At 40.3% G+C, this 18,131-nt stretch carries 20 protein-coding genes; 11 read left to right on the top strand and 9 right to left on the bottom strand.

Annotated elements, in window-relative coordinates:
• Positions 1-188: 188 nt before the first annotated feature.
• From NCWK1_RS16560 to NCWK1_RS16540, 5 genes are all read right to left on the bottom strand, one after another.
• Positions 189-1,226, bottom strand: a complete 1,038-nt coding sequence (locus tag NCWK1_RS16560; protein WP_103125602.1) for a DUF3326 domain-containing protein — start codon at positions 1,224-1,226, stop codon at positions 189-191.
• A 139-nt stretch (positions 1,227-1,365) separates the two neighbouring features.
• Entirely contained in the window at positions 1,366-1,551 is a 186-nt protein-coding gene (locus NCWK1_RS16555; RefSeq protein ID WP_103125470.1) for a hypothetical protein, read from the bottom strand.
• A gap of 115 nt (positions 1,552-1,666) precedes the next feature.
• Positions 1,667-1,984, bottom strand: coding sequence for a 2Fe-2S iron-sulfur cluster-binding protein (locus tag NCWK1_RS16550; protein WP_103125469.1), 318 nt, complete (start codon positions 1,982-1,984; stop codon positions 1,667-1,669).
• Between the two features lie 270 nt (positions 1,985-2,254).
• Positions 2,255-2,944, bottom strand: coding sequence for a Uma2 family endonuclease (locus NCWK1_RS16545; protein ID WP_096584097.1), 690 nt, complete (start codon positions 2,942-2,944; stop codon positions 2,255-2,257).
• Between the two features lie 322 nt (positions 2,945-3,266).
• Complete coding sequence (locus NCWK1_RS16540) at positions 3,267-4,322, bottom strand: hemerythrin domain-containing protein (protein WP_103125468.1); 1,056 nt, start codon at positions 4,320-4,322, stop codon at positions 3,267-3,269.
• 255 nt (positions 4,323-4,577) lie between these two features.
• On the opposite strand from NCWK1_RS16540, the gene NCWK1_RS16535 reads away from it, so the two are divergent.
• From NCWK1_RS16535 to NCWK1_RS16525, 3 genes are all read left to right on the top strand, one after another.
• Entirely contained in the window at positions 4,578-5,318 is a 741-nt protein-coding gene (locus NCWK1_RS16535) for an LmeA family phospholipid-binding protein (protein WP_103125467.1), read from the top strand.
• 27 nt (positions 5,319-5,345) lie between these two features.
• Positions 5,346-5,894, top strand: a complete 549-nt coding sequence (locus tag NCWK1_RS16530; protein WP_103125601.1) for a DUF2231 domain-containing protein — start codon at positions 5,346-5,348, stop codon at positions 5,892-5,894.
• Positions 5,895-6,199: 305 nt separating this feature from the next.
• Positions 6,200-6,427 carry a DUF167 domain-containing protein gene (locus tag NCWK1_RS16525; protein WP_103125466.1) on the top strand — a complete coding sequence of 76 codons (228 nt, stop codon included), beginning with the start codon at positions 6,200-6,202 and terminating at the stop codon, positions 6,425-6,427.
• A gap of 62 nt (positions 6,428-6,489) precedes the next feature.
• Here the strand turns inward: NCWK1_RS16525 and NCWK1_RS16520 are convergent, their stop codons facing one another.
• Positions 6,490-7,428 carry a lysylphosphatidylglycerol synthase transmembrane domain-containing protein gene (locus tag NCWK1_RS16520; RefSeq protein WP_187308168.1) on the bottom strand — a complete coding sequence of 313 codons (939 nt, stop codon included), beginning with the start codon at positions 7,426-7,428 and terminating at the stop codon, positions 6,490-6,492.
• A 528-nt stretch (positions 7,429-7,956) separates the two neighbouring features.
• Between NCWK1_RS16520 and NCWK1_RS16515 the strand changes: the two genes are divergently transcribed.
• Positions 7,957-8,496: a DUF6658 family protein gene (locus tag NCWK1_RS16515; RefSeq protein WP_096584113.1), complete on the top strand. Its 540-nt coding sequence runs from the start codon at positions 7,957-7,959 to the stop codon at positions 8,494-8,496.
• 98 nt (positions 8,497-8,594) lie between these two features.
• Complete coding sequence (locus tag NCWK1_RS16510; RefSeq protein WP_103125465.1) at positions 8,595-9,191, top strand: DUF6658 family protein; 597 nt, start codon at positions 8,595-8,597, stop codon at positions 9,189-9,191.
• Positions 9,192-9,264: 73 nt separating this feature from the next.
• On the opposite strand, the gene larC is transcribed toward NCWK1_RS16510, so the two are convergent.
• Positions 9,265-10,545, bottom strand: a complete 1,281-nt coding sequence (larC, locus tag NCWK1_RS16505; protein ID WP_103125464.1) for a nickel pincer cofactor biosynthesis protein LarC — start codon at positions 10,543-10,545, stop codon at positions 9,265-9,267.
• A gap of 131 nt (positions 10,546-10,676) precedes the next feature.
• On the opposite strand from larC, the gene NCWK1_RS16500 reads away from it, so the two are divergent.
• The 3 genes from NCWK1_RS16500 to NCWK1_RS16490 all read left to right on the top strand — a co-directional run bounded on the left by NCWK1_RS16500 (position 10,677) and on the right by NCWK1_RS16490 (position 13,638).
• Complete coding sequence (locus tag NCWK1_RS16500) at positions 10,677-11,336, top strand: L-threonylcarbamoyladenylate synthase (RefSeq protein ID WP_096584122.1); 660 nt, start codon at positions 10,677-10,679, stop codon at positions 11,334-11,336.
• Between the two features lie 372 nt (positions 11,337-11,708).
• Complete coding sequence (locus tag NCWK1_RS16495) at positions 11,709-12,926, top strand: HetZ-related protein (protein WP_096584125.1); 1,218 nt, start codon at positions 11,709-11,711, stop codon at positions 12,924-12,926.
• A gap of 235 nt (positions 12,927-13,161) precedes the next feature.
• A complete protein-coding gene (locus NCWK1_RS16490) occupies positions 13,162-13,638 on the top strand; it encodes a PD-(D/E)XK nuclease superfamily protein (RefSeq protein WP_187308167.1) in 477 nt (158 codons plus the stop codon).
• On the opposite strand, the gene NCWK1_RS16485 is transcribed toward NCWK1_RS16490, so the two are convergent.
• Positions 13,635-14,468 carry a DNA adenine methylase gene (locus tag NCWK1_RS16485; protein WP_103125462.1) on the bottom strand — a complete coding sequence of 278 codons (834 nt, stop codon included), beginning with the start codon at positions 14,466-14,468 and terminating at the stop codon, positions 13,635-13,637. The two genes, NCWK1_RS16490 and NCWK1_RS16485, sit on opposite strands and share 4 nt — an antisense overlap.
• Positions 14,469-14,631: 163 nt before the next feature.
• Here NCWK1_RS16485 and NCWK1_RS16480 point away from each other — a divergent pair, with 163 nt between their 5' ends.
• The gene (locus NCWK1_RS16480) at positions 14,632-14,838 is read left to right on the top strand and encodes a DUF751 family protein (RefSeq protein WP_103125461.1); all 207 of its coding nucleotides are present in this window, start codon (positions 14,632-14,634) and stop codon (positions 14,836-14,838) included.
• A gap of 109 nt (positions 14,839-14,947) precedes the next feature.
• Positions 14,948-15,352 (top strand): 30S ribosome-binding factor RbfA, encoded by a 405-nt coding sequence (gene rbfA / locus NCWK1_RS16475; protein ID WP_096584137.1) that lies wholly within the window; start codon positions 14,948-14,950, stop codon positions 15,350-15,352.
• A gap of 90 nt (positions 15,353-15,442) precedes the next feature.
• Here the strand turns inward: rbfA and NCWK1_RS16470 are convergent, their stop codons facing one another.
• A complete protein-coding gene (locus tag NCWK1_RS16470; RefSeq protein ID WP_103125460.1) occupies positions 15,443-17,326 on the bottom strand; it encodes a serine/threonine protein kinase in 1,884 nt (627 codons plus the stop codon).
• A gap of 163 nt (positions 17,327-17,489) precedes the next feature.
• On the opposite strand from NCWK1_RS16470, the gene NCWK1_RS16465 reads away from it, so the two are divergent.
• A complete protein-coding gene (locus tag NCWK1_RS16465; protein WP_103125459.1) occupies positions 17,490-17,978 on the top strand; it encodes a hypothetical protein in 489 nt (162 codons plus the stop codon).
• The last annotated feature ends 153 nt before the right edge of the window (positions 17,979-18,131 follow it).

The raw sequence follows: 18,131 nt of genomic DNA, 5'->3' as shown, positions 1-18,131 counted from the left end.
GGGTTCCGCGACTTGTAACCCTATGGGGAAGCAAGCTACGCGTAGCGTCTCCGATTAGGATAAGCAACTGCTATTAGCGACGCAAGAGTGTCACCCATTAGCGAAGCGGTAGCGACGAAGAAGCGTCAGGGCATGCCGCAGGATAGTAGGAAATTTTATCCTTTATCCGTCTGCCTTTTGACCATTGACTATTGACCAAGAATCAAAGTATCTGGATTGATGCCTGCTTTGAGGGCTACCAATACACCTACTGCTTCTAAATACGAGTTTACCTGTATGGATTTGATTCCCAACGGTTGGGCCGGAACTTGTATTTGAGTTTGATTATCTTTGACGGTAATTATTAGGCATCGGCTTTGACTTAAACTTAGTAGAGCGCTGCTACCACAAGCGTTTGCAGGTACGATCGCCGCATCTATTTGATCAGCCCAAATATCTGCTGGATGAGATGTAAATAATTGTTTCTCGACGATAAATTGGGGGGCGCGACTTAAGCCTACAAGTACGCTTGGTAAAAAAGTATAGCCTAATTCTTCGGCGGCGGAACGCGGAGATAAATCAGGGTAAGGCGGGGTGTTGGCGAGGGCTGGTGAATGAGCGCAAGGAATTTGCAAGTTTCTCACTAGTAAATGGCTAATTACTGCTTCTGCACCTGCTAACGGGTCTACGCCTTTACCTTGGCGATAGTTCTGCACAGCATCTTCATCCATATCATCAGGGAAACGGGCGACAACTGCGATCGCTTCTGCCCCTATTTTATTGATTAATATTTCTGCTGCCCTAAGTAAACTATCGGGGTTGCCGATGGTTCCCCAACTTGCCCCTGATGTGGAAGTGCGTAGTTCTACATTCAATGGGGCATCAGTAACTACATAATCTGTGATGGTTAATCCGAGAGTTGCCCTCGCTGCATCAACAGCTTGCAGGTGTCGTAGCTGCAACTCTGGTTCAATGCCTTGGTCTAAAAGCAAACCTATTTTATTACTGCGGACTGGTCGTAATCCCCAACATCCAGAGGCAAACTTGTCAAGCCCAAAACCTTCCACATAGAAAGCATTGGGGATGTTCCAATATAAACTTGCGCCATTGAGGACATTGGGGTGAGTGATTAGGCGATCGCAAACCTGTGCTAATGTTCGAGCAACAGGTATAGCATCGCCAGCATACCCCCCAATCGCTGCCCCAACGCCAGTAGGTACAATTAGAATAGCTGTGTAAGGACGCATTTTAAGTGCTGAGTGCTGAGGAGCCACTGCGTTGGGCGGCTCTGCCGACTTGAAGCAAGTGGCGTTGCTAAGTGCTGTTAGCGGTAGCGGGAGTTGAGCAGCGTGCTGAGTGCTAGAAAAATCTAGCACCGTCATACACTTAAGACTCAACACTTCCTGTAGTAACAACTGCTTCCACAGCAACTTTTTGCTGTTCTTCATCTACAGATGTAATCGCCCAACGTAATGGTTCACCTTGTTTTTTTAACTCAGCTTCAATTACTTTTTGCAATTGGGTAGGAGTTTCTTGAATATCAATTTCCGCAGTAATAAAATGAGTAGTCATTGCCGTTTCTCCTGTTAATTAATTTGTTCTACAATAGCCGAATGAACTATAAGTTATGAAGTCTAAAGTATGAAATCTTATCTTTTAGACTTCATACTTCAAACTTTATACTTTATTACTCTTTACCGAATTGCAACTGATAAACAACGTCTTCTTTTTCAGTTTCAATTTTCAAGTCAGAACGGGGATAGGAGACGCAAAGTAATGCGTAACCTTGTTTTTGCAATTCTGGACTAACACCCATACCCTCGGTTTGGTCTACAGTTCCTTCGATGATTTGGGCGGCGCAAGTTGTACAAACCCCTGCATGACAAGAAGCAGGCAACTCGAAACCAGTAGTTTCAGCTACGGATAAAATAGTTTCATCTTCAGGAACTTGCAGAGTAAGAATTTTACCTTGGTGATGGAGTTCTACGGTGTAAGTATTGGACATATACTAAAAAATGAGTGCAATAGACAAACTCATTATTATATCTGAATTATTTAATATTATTGCAGATATGGTCAACCACTAAATTTTTACCTCTCAGATCATGTCCGGCAAATTACTTATAATATGTCATTGCGAGTGCAACGAAGTGGAACGAAGCAATCGCCTAGACTTTGCGATTACTTCGCTTCTCTGCGAGACGCTAACGCTCGTAATGACAAGTGTTTAGTCAGACTTGATATCACTGGGGAGCGATCGCTTAATATAATCATTTTAGAGAAAATCGGGGTCAATATTTAATTCGCGCAACTTGGCAGCTAGGCGTTCCGCACGTTGCTTTTCTTCGTCTGCACGCTGTTTTTCTTGTGCTGCTAATTCTTCCGGTGTCGGCACTAATTCCCCTTGTGCCGTAAAATAGCGTAATTGATTGTTCTGCACACCCAAATATAAATCTAGCTGCTGACTCCATAACCAACCTTGGGGATTTGGTTCTATGGGTTGGTAATTTCCATCGACTAAATGAAACCCAACAAATTCTAAATTATTTGGGTCAAACCAAAAATATTCTGGTGTGCGAAATATATCTTGGTATATTTGCTTTTTTAAGCCTTTGTCTGTGGCTTTTGTAGAAGATGACAGTAACTCAACAATGATATTAGGATATTTACCGTCTTCTTGCCAAATCACCCAACTTTTGCGGGGTTTTCTTTCGCATCCTCGCACCACAAAAAAATCAGGGCCACGAAATTCTTCTGACTTGAGTTGACGTTGGCTGTAGTAAATTGTCAGGTTCCCAGCAGCATAAAAGTCATTGCGGTTTTGCCACCACAATTCTAAACATTGTAATAACAGAATAATTTGACGTAGATGTAAATCGCTTTCCAAAGGTGGTTCGTGACTTTCAATATCTCCTGGTGGAAATATTATATCTGCTGCTGGTTCTAATTCTTGGGCGACTGACATGACTTGATTAGGGCTAAGGGTGAGACGATCGCATTCATTTGGGATTGTAGATCAATGCAAAGATGTAATTACTATCATAATCTGGTTGACTGATAGTCATTGCGATCGCTCCTCTTCAAAAACAAGCTAATGAGAGCATCTTACTTTTTTGTATGTCATTGCGAGCGTAAAGCCAATAGCATAGCTTCGCTTAACGCGTTAGGTCTCGCAGAAACACGAAGCAATCCCAACCCCTGGGATTGCTTCATTTAGCTTTGCTGCATTCGCAATGACTTTGTGTCAGTAATTATGTTTAACTACTTATTGTTAGCAGCATCAATCACTAGACATTTGCACCAGTTGCAGTTCCGCCCAATTTTTGTTGAATTTTGGCTTTAGCTGCTTTAAATTCTGTAGCTAGTTGCTCAGTTTGTTGAGTGTTCAAGTTATTACGGATTGCAGCAAACATTGTGCTTTCTTCTTGACGAACATGGTCGCTAACGATATCCATCAGATTTTTGATTCTATCTTTAAATTCAGGAGCAGAAGGACTGATAGCCTTAATTTGGTCTAAAAGCCGCTTCATTTCGGCTTGTTCATCATAAAGTTCTTGGGTATCGCCTTCGCCATAGAAAGAACGAACTCTGGGATAAACTACTTCTTCTTCAGCTTCAGCATGTGCTGTTAAGTCTTTGTAAATTTGACCAAAGTATTCTTGAATTTTTTGAGCATCTTTGCTTTGTAGCAGTTCAGTAAATAAAATATTTACCTTATTGTGATCCAAGCGAATAACGTCTTGGATGTTCATATCTTGTTTGTCAGTACTTTGGGTAACTGCACTACCTACAGCACCGCTAAAAGCTGCGATCGCATCTTGGACTCTCGCCCAGATTCCTTGGTCTGCATCTTGTCCAGTTAGCTCACGCACACCGAGAATTTCTAAAATACCTTTGAGTTGCTCTTGATGGGCGCGGTTTTCAAAGTTAACAGGATTGATAGGCCCAATTGCAGCCATCACATCAGCACCAACTTTTTGGGCTGCTTTGTGTACCAACAAACCACTCATAACTTGTTGATGCTTCAACAACTCATGCTGAGATACTTTTTCGTAGAAACTCAGTTCTGAACCTTGCATCAATTGGCGAACTTTGTTTACCATTTCTTGCACAGTTTTTTTCGGTTCTTGCTGAATACCATACTGCACAATGACTGTTTCGATGATGCCCAGATTTTTCCGATCATCTTCAAGAAAGTCTCGAATCCGATCTGAGATTTCACTATCTGTAGATTCTCTTAAAAATAGTTCTTCATTCTCAATCAGCAACTGTTGAACTAATTTAATACTAGCCAGTTTAGTGGCAATAGCATTGCGTTTTGTATCATCTAAAGTAGATACCATTATCTAGTTCTCCTCAAAAATTAATCGGATTATTACTAATCACAGCTTGTCATAAGACTTAATCATCTTTCCTCTTTCTTTTGAGCGATTAATTGCTTCACTCTAGATAGAAAACAAATTTTTTAAACATAAGAAAAGCTGATTATACTTTTGGATATACACAGATAAAATTTTGACTCCATCGTTAGGTAGATAATTTTTTGACATTATTTTTCTAAATTGTCCAAAGAGAGTCAAACACGAGATGAGAATGTAATGTCAGAAAGCCCTGGAATAGGAGAGAAAGCACTAAATAAAGCCGCAGAAATAGGATTATCTAGCCAGTTAGATGAAGTAGAAAATCTAGATGTCAACATCAAAACTGAACCGCTGAAAATGGTTCAGGGACAGGTAGATGCAGTGGAAATCTCAGGCGAAGGTTTGGTGATGCAAAAAGACCTCCGAATGGAGGAATTAAAAATGCAAATGGGTAATGTTGCCATCAATCCTTTGAGTGTGGCTTTTGGCAAAATTGAATTAACTAAACCGACACAAGCTAGTGCGAGAGTTGTATTAACAGAAAATGATATCAACCGCGCTTTTAATTCAGAATATGTGCGATCGCAACTTCAAAGCCAAAAAATAGATATCAATGGGCAATTAATGAGTATAGAGCCTCAACAAGTAGACTTTCGCTTACTTGATAATCAAAAAATATGGCTCAATGCAACTATTCAATTAAAAGAAACAAGCGAAACTCAAAAAGTTGCTTTCTCTGCAATACCTAGAGTCAGTGCTAATGGACAAACTGTCTCTTTAGAGAATGTCGAGTATGGCGAAGGTGAAGAAATCTCACCAGAATTGACGAAGGCTTTAATTGACCAAACCAGCAATATTCTGAATTTAAGTAACTTCGATTTAGAAGGTATGAGCCTGCAAGTTAAGCAACTACAAGTACAAGCAGGTAAATTAACGCTTCAAGCAGAAGCTTATGTAGAGCAAATTCCCTCCGCTTAAACAAAGGATACTAAATTTATGGAAACTATGGATACTTCAGAAACAACATCGGCTTCTACGCCTTTTCCCAATATCCCACCGATTATTGAAAGTGATGATAGAGAATATCGTGATACTGGCGTACCTAGTACAGTAGCGATCGCCGGACATCCCTTACATCCTTTAAGCGTCATTTTCCCCATAGCTTTTTTAGCCGCAGCATTAGGAAGCGACTTTGGCTATTGGTTAACTCGTGATTTCTTCTGGGCGCGGGCTTCTTTATGGTTAATTGGCCTTGGGCTGATTGGCGGTTTAATTGCAGCTGCGATCGGGATGAGTGATTTTTTGAAAATTGAGCGAGTCCGTAAGCGCAAGGCTGGCTGGGCGCACATGATTCTCAATGTTTCTATCCTAGTTTTAACACTGTTGAACTTTATTTTGCGTTGGGGCGATGCAGAAGCACGTATCTTACCTTGGGGCTTATTAATATCTTTGGTAGTTGGGACACTAACTAGCGTGTCTGGATGGTTTGGTGCAGAACTTTCTTATCGCCACAAAATAGGTGTAGTGGGGGCTGGTAGTAAAAGGTACCCATAACTTTATTTGAGATTTAAAAGCTAGAATCTTTTTTAGTCTCTAGCTTTTAGAAAATCTGCCATAGCCGTCACTCAAAAATCTTCATTATCTCTCTTTGCTCATCGTTTATGGCGATGGGCTTTTTATCGTCAGTTGTATACTAAAATTTCTCCGGCTTTAGTATGTGGCAATATTAAAGACTATGCAAGCTACATTGATAAATAGATTGTTGCTTGGTATTACTTTTTTTGGACAGGATTTCGTGCATTATATATTGGGGTGTATTTTTGGTTAGTTGCGGCGACGAAAGTTAAAGGAAATAGGCAATGCAAAAAAAAGTGAAAGTCAAACCTAATTCAAAACAACAAAAAATCGAAGAACAAGCAGATGGTAGTTTAACTGTCCATTTGAAATCGCCTCCAGTTGATGGTAAAGCGAATGAAGAGTTAATTAAATTATTGGCTGATAAATTTGATGTGCCGAAGTCTTATGTCACTATTAAATCGGGTTTATCTTCTCGACAGAAATTGATTGAAATTAGCACAGATATTTAGTAGTAATATTATTTTTATAGAAAATCAGTTATTAAATTTTATAGGTAAGCAGCTACACGATTTTATCTATTAATATTAACTAGACGTTCATCTAACCAAGCTAAAGCTGCACCAGAGGTTTCAGCCAAAATACTAATTAGACGATATAACGCGATCGCACTAATCACTACAGCCGAAGGAAAGCGGTGCTGTAAAAGTGCGATCGCCGTGGCTTCAAATACACCTAATCCTCCAGGCGCACCTGGAACTACCAGCCCTAACAGCCAAGCAAAACTAAAAGCCCCAACTAACAAAGGCATTTGGCTGAGATTCACAGGGTAAATGGCATATATAGTTAAGATAAATCCTAAACTCCGCAATCCTAAAAATCCGAATTCGCCTAATAAGGGACGGATGGGATAGCGTTCGAGATTGATAGCGGCTTGTGGCTGAGTCTTATTAGCCGATTTTTTGTTTTTCAACCTGTGTAAAAAACGAATTACCGGGTTTAAAAACCAAGGATGTACGCCACAAAGTATAAAAATTAAGGCTAAAAATTGGCATATTAGTACTGCTAAATTAGTCTGAGTTGCCGCAAATTGATTACCTAATAAAACAACAATTATTAAAGCGGCTGCGGCCATGAGTAGCGGTTCTAATAACACACTTAATGTAGCTACACCAGCAGAGATATTGGCATTTTTAGCTGCGACAATTCGCCCATAATAATGCCAAACATTACCCGGTAAATACTTGGCGATGTTAGTTTTTAAGTACACTTGAATGAATTGAACAGATGGTATGGATTGATTTAAATCGCGCAAAACCCAAGTCCATATCCATCCAGCCCAAGTATGCGCTAATAAAGTTACACCTGTGGCGATCGCCAAAATTGCCCATCCGGCTGCATCAATTTTGAGAGTTGTCACCCCAACCCAATTATCCTTGAGGGCTTTGGCGACAAAAAATAGCGTTCCCCCCAAAATTATCCAGCGTAAAAATTGCTTCATCACTTTGGTCATTTAATAGCTTCAGCACCAAGCCTTGAATATCTTAAATCTTATGGTACATCAGCAACATCCCAAAAAATTTACAACCTCACGCTTCAGTTCTGCTTAAAACATAAGTAATTCTTGTGACAAATTATTTGTAATTCCACTTAGATAAACAAATTATTTGGCAGAATTTATTTAATTTCAACTTTATTAATATTAATTTAAAGTGGGATTTTTATATTAATTTGCATACTTTCAAATCCATCTTAAGTATGAAATAAAATAAGTTTTAGTAATTTTTAATTTTGATGCAGTTTTTACAGTTATTTCCATGATTAAAAAGCTGAAATATTAATATTGTCTAACTTGAGAGAGATAAAAATAGCATATTTTTAGTAAAAACAATGTAGCTTAAGCCAGATGTAAAGCTATTTTTTTTTGAATTACATTAGAGACTGTTGGTTCAATAATAATCAACTATAACAAGGAAATGAGCTTACTTAATTTAATTAATTATAAGCAAAAAAACTTGTTTATGGTTGAAAGGAGGTCTCAATGAAAAAAATCACAGCTTTATTGAAAAAACTACGATTGCAGCAAATTGTAACTGTATTTTTTGCAGGTTTATTGTTGATAGTTAGCACTGCTTGTTCAAGTGGAGATGTTACAGGTGCCAATCCTCAAAATCCTGCTGTACAAGCTGGTGGTGCAAACAATCCTTATAAAAATGGTGGAGATAAATATACTAGAAACCCTTCCAGCAATTCTCAAAAGATAGGCAATCAAGCTAACCTACCTTCTGGCTTATTAATTGCTACAAATCAAGAATCAGAAATACTCTACCCTGGTGCAGAAACACCCCAAGGCAGAGTAGAAAAAGAAAAAGAATTACCAATCATTACAAAGGAAAATTTTAAAACATCCTCTGAACCCGGAAGTTTAATTCAAAATGAATCAGATTTAGGAAATAGGGTTCAAGACCGCCTCGAAACTGTCAAAGAACAATTTGAAGATGCTACCAGCTTTGTCAAAGATAAAGCAGCAGAAGCAAGTGCTAGACCAGAGTTGCAAAAAAATCCGGCAGTAGGTAGATAGAACTTTTGATTTGTTCTCACATTGGAGACGACAATTTGAAGCTAAATTTCATCTCCATCAATTTGGAACTTACTTACATAAATTCAAGGAGCTAAAGCATGAAAAAAGTTATTGATTGGGTAAAAAATATTCGCCCTTTGAAAGTTTTAAGCGTTTTCTTGGCAGGTATGTTTCTCATCCTGACACAAGCTTGTAACAGACCAACTATTGCTGGTCAACCACCACAACCTGGTGCTGAATCAGGTTATGCCCAGCCCGGTGCAGAATCAGCTTATACTAAACGTCAAGACCCCACTAAACAGTACAACCTTAATACTCCTGAAGGTGGGATGAATAACTTCAGTGATGTAGATCCTAGAGCGAAAAATTTTGAAAAATCTGCTAAAAACAGAGCCGAAGATTTGAGCAGAAATGCCGAAAGAAACATTGATCAAAAAGGCATTGAAAATCCACAGGATTATGCTCGGAATTATCGCCAAGGTACACCTTTTCCTGAAAGAGTAAAAAACTTAGGTGAAGACATTGGTAGCTCTGCTCAAGAAACAGCGGAAGGTGTTGCTAAGGGAGCAAAACGTGGTGTTGAAAACCTCAAAGACAATACCAGTAATGCGGCTCAAGACTTGGGTAAAAATGCCCGCCGCGCCGGTGAAGATGCAGGCGACGCTGTAAACCGGTCATTAAGAAATATTGACTAAAGTTTAGTCAATTCAAAGTAGGGAACACAAAATGTAGGAGTCAGAATTTAAAATTATTCTGACTCTTTTCTTATTAATTCTTTGATGAATACCAACTCTGAAGAGCAAGCCGATGAATTTCCCGCCAAGGCAGATTGTGTTGTCGAGCTAATTTGGCACAATCTTCATATTCTGGCTGCACATTAGTAATAAATTTATCTTGTAATTCTCCTTGCCATGCAACTTTGATACGTACATTGCCATATTTTGTTTCTACTTGTTGAATTTCTCGTTGCAGGATGGCGCGTTGTTGGGTAGTGCGACGAATACCCAAAGTGCTAGTTTCACGGAATAAAATTGCTTCACACTTCAGTAAATTATCAGGATGACAGATAACTGTTAATAAGATACCTGGACGGGACTTTTTCATACCTATGGGTTGGGTGAAGACATCCACTGCACCAGCGGCAAATAGCGCTGCAAATACATAGCCAACCGCTTGAGGATTTAAGTCATCAATTTGAGTTTCGAGTACGGAGATGGTTTCTAAAATCGGGCTGATTTGTTGTGAATGGGCGACATCTGCCTGTAGGCTGGTGCTTTCACCCAGCCACAGGCGTAGTATATTGGGAATAGGAAGATTAATCGTTCCCGCACCCAATCCCACTTGTTTAATCGTCATTGATGGCGGATTCCCAAATTCTCTGACTAATGTAGTGGCGATCGCAGCTCCCGTTGGTGTTACCAGTTCCTTTTCAATGCCGTTACTATAAACCGGACAACCCCTCATTTCCCATAATTTCAACACTGCTGGCACTGGTACCGCCATTTGACCGTGTGCAGCCCGCACCGTACCGCCCCCTGTGGGCAATGCCGAGCAGTAAACTAAGGGGAATCCTGTGCGATCGCTCTCAATCCCCAACCAATCTAAACCCAAACAAGTGCCGACAATATCCACAATCGCATCCACGGCACCCACTTCATGGAAATGTACTTTTTCAGGTGCAATCCCATGCACTGCACCTTCGGCTACTGCTAATTGTTGGAATACTGCTAAACTCCAAGCTTCGGCTCGTGGTGGCAACTTTGCCTGAAGAATCATTTGCTCGATTTCTGGCAGATGGCGACCATGATGGTGATTGTGTTCATGGTCATGGTTATGGTGATGCTTCTCTAGTAAATCCACATATACCTTAGTCGCCTGTTGACCATTTTTCTGGACAAATTCTGCCCGTAAATGGTACTCCTGGGAAATTCCTAAGTCATTTAATTTTGTACTTAAATACTCCACAGGCACACCCGAACTGACTAAGGCTCCCAGGCACATATCACCAGAAATTCCCGTCGGGCATTGAAGATAAGCTATTTTACTCATATAGGTTAATCAATGGTCATTTGTTCTTAGTTATTGTCTCCCTAGCTCCCTGCTCACGCCAGTTGCTACAACGGAGGGAACCTCCGCAACGCACTGGCTCCCCTGCTCCATTTCCCAAAATACCGTGTTCTATGGCAAAAATTCTCACAGTGCATCCGGATAATCCCCAAAGCCGCCGAATAGAAGAAATAAAGTCGGCGCTCTCTCAAGGCGCGGTCATGCTTTACCCAACTGATACGGTCTATGCGATCGGTTGTGATTTAAATGCCAAGTCGGCGGTGGAACGAGTGAGGAAAATCAAGCAGTTAGCGAATGATAAACCATTAACATTTTTGTGTCCTTCATTGTCAAATGTATCGACTTATGCGTTTGTCAGCGATACAGCGTATCGATTAATGAAGCGGCTAATTCCTGGCCCTTACACATTTTTGCTACCTGCAACTAAGTTAGTACCGCGGCTGGTGCAAAATCCCAAGCGGAAAACTACAGGTATTCGTGTACCGAATCACACTGTATGCCTAGCCTTGCTCGAAGCTTTAGAAACCCCGATTATTTCTACTTCGGCACATTTACCAAGCAATGAGGCCGATGATGGGAAATTTAGCTCAGATCTTAAACCTCAGCTATCGCGGGTAGAGCTATTTGATTATCTAGATAACTTAGTAGATGTGATTGTAGACACGGGTGAAGAGCCAACATATCAGGTATCGACAATTTTGGACTTAACAGGAGACGAAGCAGTAATTACGAGACGGGGGTTAGGTTGGGAAGCAGTCGCCGCATGGGTTTAAACAGCGTACTTCACAAGCTGAAACTTCTGTTTCGGAAACGAGTATTCAAAATGCTCCAGTTTGGGGATTGTCATACTGAATCATGGCAGGGATTGGGTAGTCAGGATAGGAGTAAAAGTATATATAGCAAGGATTTGAACCAATTGTGTGTGTGATTAATATCTGTATATCGCCTGCAATTTGGTTACGGATGAAAAAAGCGACACATTACTTTCACTGTAACTTTTTTAAATTTCCTACAGTCATATACATAAGCAGTGCTGGCGATGAATCTTGTATGGATCAATACTTAATAATTTTCCAGACAAGAACGTTTTCAGATGCTATCTTTGCGTTGTAGTTACGGTGCGATACCCTACCCTAGGAAAATTCATGAAAGCTAACCTTGTAAATCTACCAACCTCCACACCCAATTTTTTTGTTAGCAATGTTGCTATTGAAGAATCACCAGCTACAGATACTTTAATGCCACTGCTGTGTCAGGAAATACAGGCGCAGGTCAAAGCCAGTTCTGGATGTGTACAAGCTGTAGCGCAACGCATAGCCAAAGAAGTTAGACGGATTTGTGATAAGAGTTCTCGCATCCAAACATCTGGACAAATCCAATCTTGGCAGCTAACTTTAGCAAAACATCGTTTGCACAAGTGTCTGCACTACTACCAACTTGGTTCTCGGCGGGGACGGGTAGAGTTACACAGTAGTTTGGGGGCGATGGTTTATCGCCATGTTACGCCATCTGGGGCAGAATATGGATTTGACGCTCGTTACAATTTGATTGAAGATTTTCTCCAAGCTTTTTATATTGAGGCGATTAAAGCTTTCCGGCGGGAAAATGAATTAGCTGAAGATTACCAACCCCGCACTCAGCTACAATTAGCTGAATATATGGCATTTACAGAGCAGTATGCCAAGCGCCGCATTAATTTACCTGGTGGAAATAATCAACAATTAGTCATTTTACGCGCTCAAGGTTTTGCACGTCGTCAGCCTCAAGAAACGGCTGTTGATATTGAAATGGCTGTAGAGTCGGCGAAAGGTGAAGATGGAGAATCTTACCAACGCAATCCTGCCGTGCAACAAATCCGTTCTAAAATGATTGCTCAAGGTCATGTTGATTTATCAGAAGAATCAGAACGCGATCGCGTAATTGCTGAATTAGTCAAATATCTAGAATCTCAAGGTCAATCTGACTGTGTTGACTACCTCAGCTTGAAGCTGCAAGACTTATCTGCACCAGAAATTGACCAAATTCTCGGTTTAACTAGCCGCCAGCGCGATTATTTGCAACAACGCTTTAAATATCATGTAGAAAAGTTCTCCAAACAGCACCAATGGCAATTAGTTCATCAATGGTTAGGTGCTGGTTTAGAGCAAAAATTAGGTTTGTCTTCTCAACAGTGGGAAACTTTTATTAATGTACTTTCTCCTCAGCAACAGCAAATTCTACAGTTAAAAGCAGCAAGACATAGTGATCAAGCGATCGCTAAAGCCTTAAAATGTACTCCCAAACAATTACAAAAACGCTGGACTCATCTACTAGAAATTGCTTGGGGAATCCGCAATGGTCACAGCGAAGTACAAACTGGTTGAGTTTTTCCGCAGAGTATCGCTGCGGTCAGCGCAAAGTAACGCGGAGTTTTATTCACCTAAATTCATCAGCGGTTAATTAGTCTGAACTCAACTATTTTCCACTCTTTTTTAGTACATAAGTACCAAAAATATCCCACTTTTTTCCACTTTGAAAATTCATATTAAGTAACTGTCTATATATCTCTGCTTCCATGAAATTCTAGAATAGATGGTAAGTGTGGCGGAGGGCTTGAGAATGACTATGACTCAAGGCAAACGGGCAAATCAAGCAGGGAAGATTCTAGAAAGTAATGTAGAAGCAATATTAACTGGACATGGTTATTTTCAAGTTGGCAATCACGTCACTAAAGAATATCTTTTAACTGCTCATTTATTACCAAAACGCTATGCTAAACAAGTTTATATTGGTGCAGGAATCTATAATACTTTGTTGAAAGTTGATTTTTATGTTGTTGGCTTACCGTGCATTCCCACAGGATTAATTATTGAATGTAAATGGCAAGAAAGTGGCGGTTCTGTAGATGAAAAATTTCCTTATTTGAGTATGAATATTCAGGAATATTATCCAGCGCCGACAATTGTAGTGATTGGTGGCGAAGGTATGCGTGAAGGAGCAATTCAATGGCTCAGGCAACAAGTCAAACTAAACCATAACTTACTCGGAGTTTACAGTTTAGATAGATTTATTGCCTGGGCTAATAAAAGTTTTTAATATGAAGTAATTAATAATTCGCTAATTATACCACGCTTTTTAGTATTAGAATTAATTGACCGCGAGGCAGCGATCGCATAAATATTAAAGTTGATTTCCTGATATATTTCTCTAATAAATTCACAATCAGAATTACAGACCATAACTTTAACACCGCGATTTGCTAACTCTGCACACACATCTCGCAAACGTGTTTGGTCTTGTTCACTAAAAGAATTGCCATTATAACCTGTAAAATAACTAGTATTGCTGATAGGATGATAAGGTGGATCACAAAATACAAAATCATCACTACTTTTAGCATAATTCACCACATTCATAAAGTCTGCTTGCTTTATTTCACAAGATGAAAGGGCTTTAGATGCAATTCTGAGTAAATCTGCCGGACAAATATTCGGGTTTTTATAACTACCTAAAGGAACGTTAAATTTACCTTGCGAATTAACACGATATAAACCGTTATAACAGGTTTTATTTAAATAAATTAACCGCGCCGCTTTCTCTAAATCATTTATGCCTGGATGAGAACGCACCCTATAATAATAATCTCGATTATGTCTAGATTTATGCTCTTGCAATAAGCTAATTAAATCTTCAACTTGATCTCTAACACAGCGATAAGTAGTAATTAGTTCAGCATTAATATCTGTTAATATTGCCGTTGTTGGTTGCAAATGAAAAAAAACCGCACCACCACCTAAAAATGGTTCATAGTAAGTCTGATAAAACTTAGGAAAATAAGGAAGATATTGTTGAATTAACCTACTTTTACCACCTGCCCATTTTAAAAATGGACGTGGGCAAGTTTCAGGAAGCATTTGAATAACCATTTACAGACAAGTTCACTAAAATTAAGCTAATAAATATAACAGGATATAACTACCGACGCATATTCTATATTAGGTGAGTAATTTTCATCTGCATAGATTACAATTGGGTAGATAAAGCATATCAAAACAAACGTCATTTCATAACAAGGCAGTTTAGATTTCCATGTTTGACGGATTTTGGGATAACGTTTTTCGCTACCCTCGCTACTTAATTACTATCCTCGTCGGGCTTTTGGTGAACACATTTGAGCCATTAATGCCCTTCCTCAAACGCCCAGTCACCTTATTTGCCGTTGTCGGCTTATTACTGGGTGGTTTAACCTTTGTGACTCTCACCTTACGCGCTATGCTGGGCTTGAGTGCAATTTAGTCTGGGAAAGCTTGGGGCTGTTGCTTTTAGCGTTGCTAGTTTTGGTATAGTCCTTCCCAGATTTTTGATTATTGATGTTTTATAACCTCTGTGCGGAGGCAAAGATTTTATGGCTACAAATCGCCGCGTTTCCCGTGTTGCTGAATTAATTAAACGGGAAGTTAGCCAAATGTTACTCAACGGAATTAAAGATGACCGTGTGGGTTCAGGTATGGTTAGTGTCACGGATGTAGACGTTTCTGGCGATTTGCAGCACGCCAAAATCTACGTCAGTATTTATGGTACAGAAGAAGCTAAGGCAGAAACAATGGCAGGCTTAAAGTCGGCTACGGGTTTTGTGCGTAGTGAACTTGGTGCTAGGGTACGGCTGCGTCGGACACCAGAGGTAATTTTTATCGAAGACCGTTCTATAGAACGAGGAAATAAAGTATTATCGCTGTTGAATAAACTCCAGGATGCGCGATCGCCTGAAACTTTAGATAGCGAAGAAGACATAGGCGCAGAAGAAGATTAGTAATAGTTATAGTAGGGGCAAAAATCGGTTCGCCCCTATTTAGTTGTTTTGCTAATCATTAAACTTCATAAGCATCTGACAAAATTTAAATCATAAACCACTCTCACTATGAGGACTGGCTGTAGGTGCTGGTTTTTCAGTTTTGGGAGTTTTTTGATGACTTTGCTGATCTACAGGGGGAAAAGCTTGTTTACCGATATTATCAGCCGCTTGTTTAAATAAAGGCTCGATTTTATTGCGCCAGTATTGGGTATCGGGTAACTTTTCGGGATGATTTTTGTAATCTAAAACCTTATCCCAATTACCATCATCCATCGCTTTGTTGATGTCGTTAAACAGTGCATCAGCCTTAGTCCAATCTTGCTGCCATTGGTTGATGATCTTACCTGTTTCTTGAATACCAGCAGAAGCATTAGCAGGAATAGACCGTAATAATGCGATCGCACCTACTAAATCTCCTGACTCATACTTCTTCCTAGCTTGTTCGACAACCTTGTCGCTGTTCTCACTGGGTTTCGCTGGTTCTGATTTTCCAGATTCAGAATTTGAGACCTCTGCTGGCGGAGTCGTCGCCTTACTCGCTTTTGGTTTGGGAAGCGGTCTAGCTGCAATCACCGTACTATCATCAACGGTCTTAATCGCAATACCTTTATCTCGCAGACAACCAATCCATTCATCATTATTGGAGATCACATCTGCATACGCCCAAGCCAAGCGCCCAGAATTTAGTCTAACTTGTATCCAATTGCGCTTTGTCCGCAGTCCTGTCACCTCAAATTGTGTGTCCTCACCAATGGTTTTAAGAACATTATCAGAATTAATCGAACTAGGTTCCGAACGAATATTAGAATTACCCGTCACCATCGCCAAGCACTTATTGCCCACACTGGCGTTTTGACCTGTAAAATTAGCGGCGAAATTTCTCACATTTGGGTATAAATTTGCCACCAAAGCCGCCGCACTACCAGCCAAAAGTACACCAATTAACAACGGTAGAGGATCAGATTTGCTAGAAGTTCTGCGGGTGGGTTTGGTAGTACCAGGATTTGCTGGCGCAACCGCTAGAGTTGGCTGAAAAGACGCAGCAGGTTTAGCCGTAGAATAACTATGATTCATCGCAGGTTCCGGTGGTGCCGCTGGTGTTAAAACTGGACTCATCACATTCAAACAAGCTTGCAGCGCTTCGGTGGCTGTTTGGTAACGGTCTTTGAAATGATAATGCACCATCTTCGTTAACACAGATGTTAACCGATAGCTAACATGGGCTAAATGTTGCCAGCGAATCTCCCCAGTATCAGGGTCTTCTTGTAATTCCGAAGCCGATACGCCAGTCAATGCTTGAATAGCAATAATACCTAAAGAATAAATATCACTATTGGGGCGGGGTTTACCTTGTCCTTGTTCCGTTGGCATATAGCCAGGAGTTCCAATAGCCACCGTCGCCGTCGGTTGTCCGCCAACTGTCACCATTGAAGAACTTAACTGTTTGACCGCCCCAAAATCTACTAAAACTAATTTATTGTCCGATGAGCGCCGAATAATATTATCTGGTTTAATATCGCGGTGAATTACACCTTGCTGGTGGACAAACTCTAAAATCCCTAATACTTCCTGCAACATTTGCAGAACTTGGCCTTCACTCCAGCGTTGACCAGAAATTAGTTCATTAGTTAAGGGATGTCCTTCGATGTATTCTTGGACTAAAAAGAATTCTTGATTTTCGTCAAAATAAGCCAGCAACCGAGGAATTTGGTCATGATATCCCAAGCGTTCCAAGGTGTCCGCTTCGTTTTGGAACAAGCGTTTGGCAGTTTCAAAAATTCTGGGGTCAGAACTGGTAGGCTTGAGGTGCTTGACAACGCAGATGGGGTTTCCTGGCCTTCTTGTATCTTGGGCAATATAGGTTTGACCAAAGCCTCCCTTAGCCAGCACTTGAATTACTTGGTAACGATTATCTAGTAGCTTACCGATCATATTCCCTCCCCAGAGTTATTACCTAATTTTCCAGCTGGTAATAAATATCTCCAAATTTTTTTACTTGAAATCCGCTATCTTGAGAAAAGATTTGAAATAAATACGTAGCTTTTTTATAAACCCTGTTTATTAACTTTTCTTTTTATATCGCTGTTGACGACCGATGCCACCTAAAATAACCAATCCAATTGCATGGCAACAGGCAGAACTTCTCATGCAACCAGCTTTCATTAGAGTTGTGGATAACATTCGTAAGCAACTCGACGCATCTGCTTGGCAGGGAACCTACCACGATGTACTGATTTGGCCGCCTAGCACCACCGACGAAATTAAAGCCTTGGTAACAAGACTGTTGCAAGAGATGGAAAGTGCCACACCAGAAGCAGCAGACGAAATCCGTGATACCCTGTCTCGGTTGCCAATGCCCCATCCAGGATATCATTTGCAATTGCAACGTCAAGAGCAGAAAATCAGCATTGATTTGTGGGAACTGTGTTATCAAGTGTGTTTTGCCAATTACAGCCCAGAGAATGATGCTGTTGATATTGATACTAATTTAATTGATGAGTTAGGTGAAGTAGATTGGCAGCATCTAGAGAATAAGACAAAAGATTTAGTGGCACAGGTGTTTGCAAATTTACCAACGCACTGATTGAATTTGCGATCGCCTCAAGTAAATCTCAACCCTAAACTCTGTGAGAAAATTCATAAAACAGAGGATAATCATTCACTATCTTTCAGGTTGACTGCGAATCTGTATACTGTGTGCGATCGCATTTATACCAATTCACGAAAAATTTGATTC

Origin of the sequence: Nostoc cycadae WK-1 (assembly GCF_002897135.1) — a bacterium.
Taxonomy (GTDB): Bacteria; Cyanobacteriota; Cyanobacteriia; order Cyanobacteriales; family Nostocaceae; genus Nostoc_B.
This window is presented reverse-complemented; position numbering and strand designations above follow the sequence as displayed.

Excerpts from the sequence above, each read along its gene's own strand:
- NCWK1_RS16545 (WP_096584097.1), bottom strand. The coding sequence starts at position 2,944 with ATGTCAGTCGCCCAAGAATTAGAACCAGCAGCAGATATAATATTTCCA.
- NCWK1_RS16535 (WP_103125467.1), top strand. The coding sequence starts at position 4,578 with ATGTCAGAAAGCCCTGGAATAGGAGAGAAAGCACTAAATAAAGCCGCA.
- NCWK1_RS16555 (WP_103125470.1), bottom strand. The coding sequence starts at position 1,551 with ATGACTACTCATTTTATTACTGCGGAAATTGATATTCAAGAAACTCCT.
- NCWK1_RS16540 (WP_103125468.1), bottom strand. The coding sequence starts at position 4,322 with ATGGTATCTACTTTAGATGATACAAAACGCAATGCTATTGCCACTAAA.
- NCWK1_RS16510 (WP_103125465.1), top strand. The coding sequence starts at position 8,595 with ATGAAAAAAGTTATTGATTGGGTAAAAAATATTCGCCCTTTGAAAGTT.
- NCWK1_RS16485 (WP_103125462.1), bottom strand. The coding sequence starts at position 14,468 with ATGGTTATTCAAATGCTTCCTGAAACTTGCCCACGTCCATTTTTAAAA.
- NCWK1_RS16465 (WP_103125459.1), top strand. The coding sequence starts at position 17,490 with ATGCCACCTAAAATAACCAATCCAATTGCATGGCAACAGGCAGAACTT.
- NCWK1_RS16525 (WP_103125466.1), top strand. The coding sequence starts at position 6,200 with ATGCAAAAAAAAGTGAAAGTCAAACCTAATTCAAAACAACAAAAAATC.
- NCWK1_RS16560 (WP_103125602.1), bottom strand. The coding sequence starts at position 1,226 with ATGCGTCCTTACACAGCTATTCTAATTGTACCTACTGGCGTTGGGGCA.
- NCWK1_RS16500 (WP_096584122.1), top strand. The coding sequence starts at position 10,677 with ATGGCAAAAATTCTCACAGTGCATCCGGATAATCCCCAAAGCCGCCGA.
- NCWK1_RS16550 (WP_103125469.1), bottom strand. The coding sequence starts at position 1,984 with ATGTCCAATACTTACACCGTAGAACTCCATCACCAAGGTAAAATTCTT.
- NCWK1_RS16520 (WP_187308168.1), bottom strand. The coding sequence starts at position 7,428 with ATGACCAAAGTGATGAAGCAATTTTTACGCTGGATAATTTTGGGGGGA.
- NCWK1_RS16515 (WP_096584113.1), top strand. The coding sequence starts at position 7,957 with ATGAAAAAAATCACAGCTTTATTGAAAAAACTACGATTGCAGCAAATT.
- NCWK1_RS16490 (WP_187308167.1), top strand. The coding sequence starts at position 13,162 with ATGACTATGACTCAAGGCAAACGGGCAAATCAAGCAGGGAAGATTCTA.
- rbfA (WP_096584137.1), top strand. The coding sequence starts at position 14,948 with ATGGCTACAAATCGCCGCGTTTCCCGTGTTGCTGAATTAATTAAACGG.
- larC (WP_103125464.1), bottom strand. The coding sequence starts at position 10,545 with ATGAGTAAAATAGCTTATCTTCAATGCCCGACGGGAATTTCTGGTGAT.
- NCWK1_RS16530 (WP_103125601.1), top strand. The coding sequence starts at position 5,346 with ATGGATACTTCAGAAACAACATCGGCTTCTACGCCTTTTCCCAATATC.
- NCWK1_RS16480 (WP_103125461.1), top strand. The coding sequence starts at position 14,632 with ATGTTTGACGGATTTTGGGATAACGTTTTTCGCTACCCTCGCTACTTA.
- NCWK1_RS16495 (WP_096584125.1), top strand. The coding sequence starts at position 11,709 with ATGAAAGCTAACCTTGTAAATCTACCAACCTCCACACCCAATTTTTTT.
- NCWK1_RS16470 (WP_103125460.1), bottom strand. The coding sequence starts at position 17,326 with ATGATCGGTAAGCTACTAGATAATCGTTACCAAGTAATTCAAGTGCTG.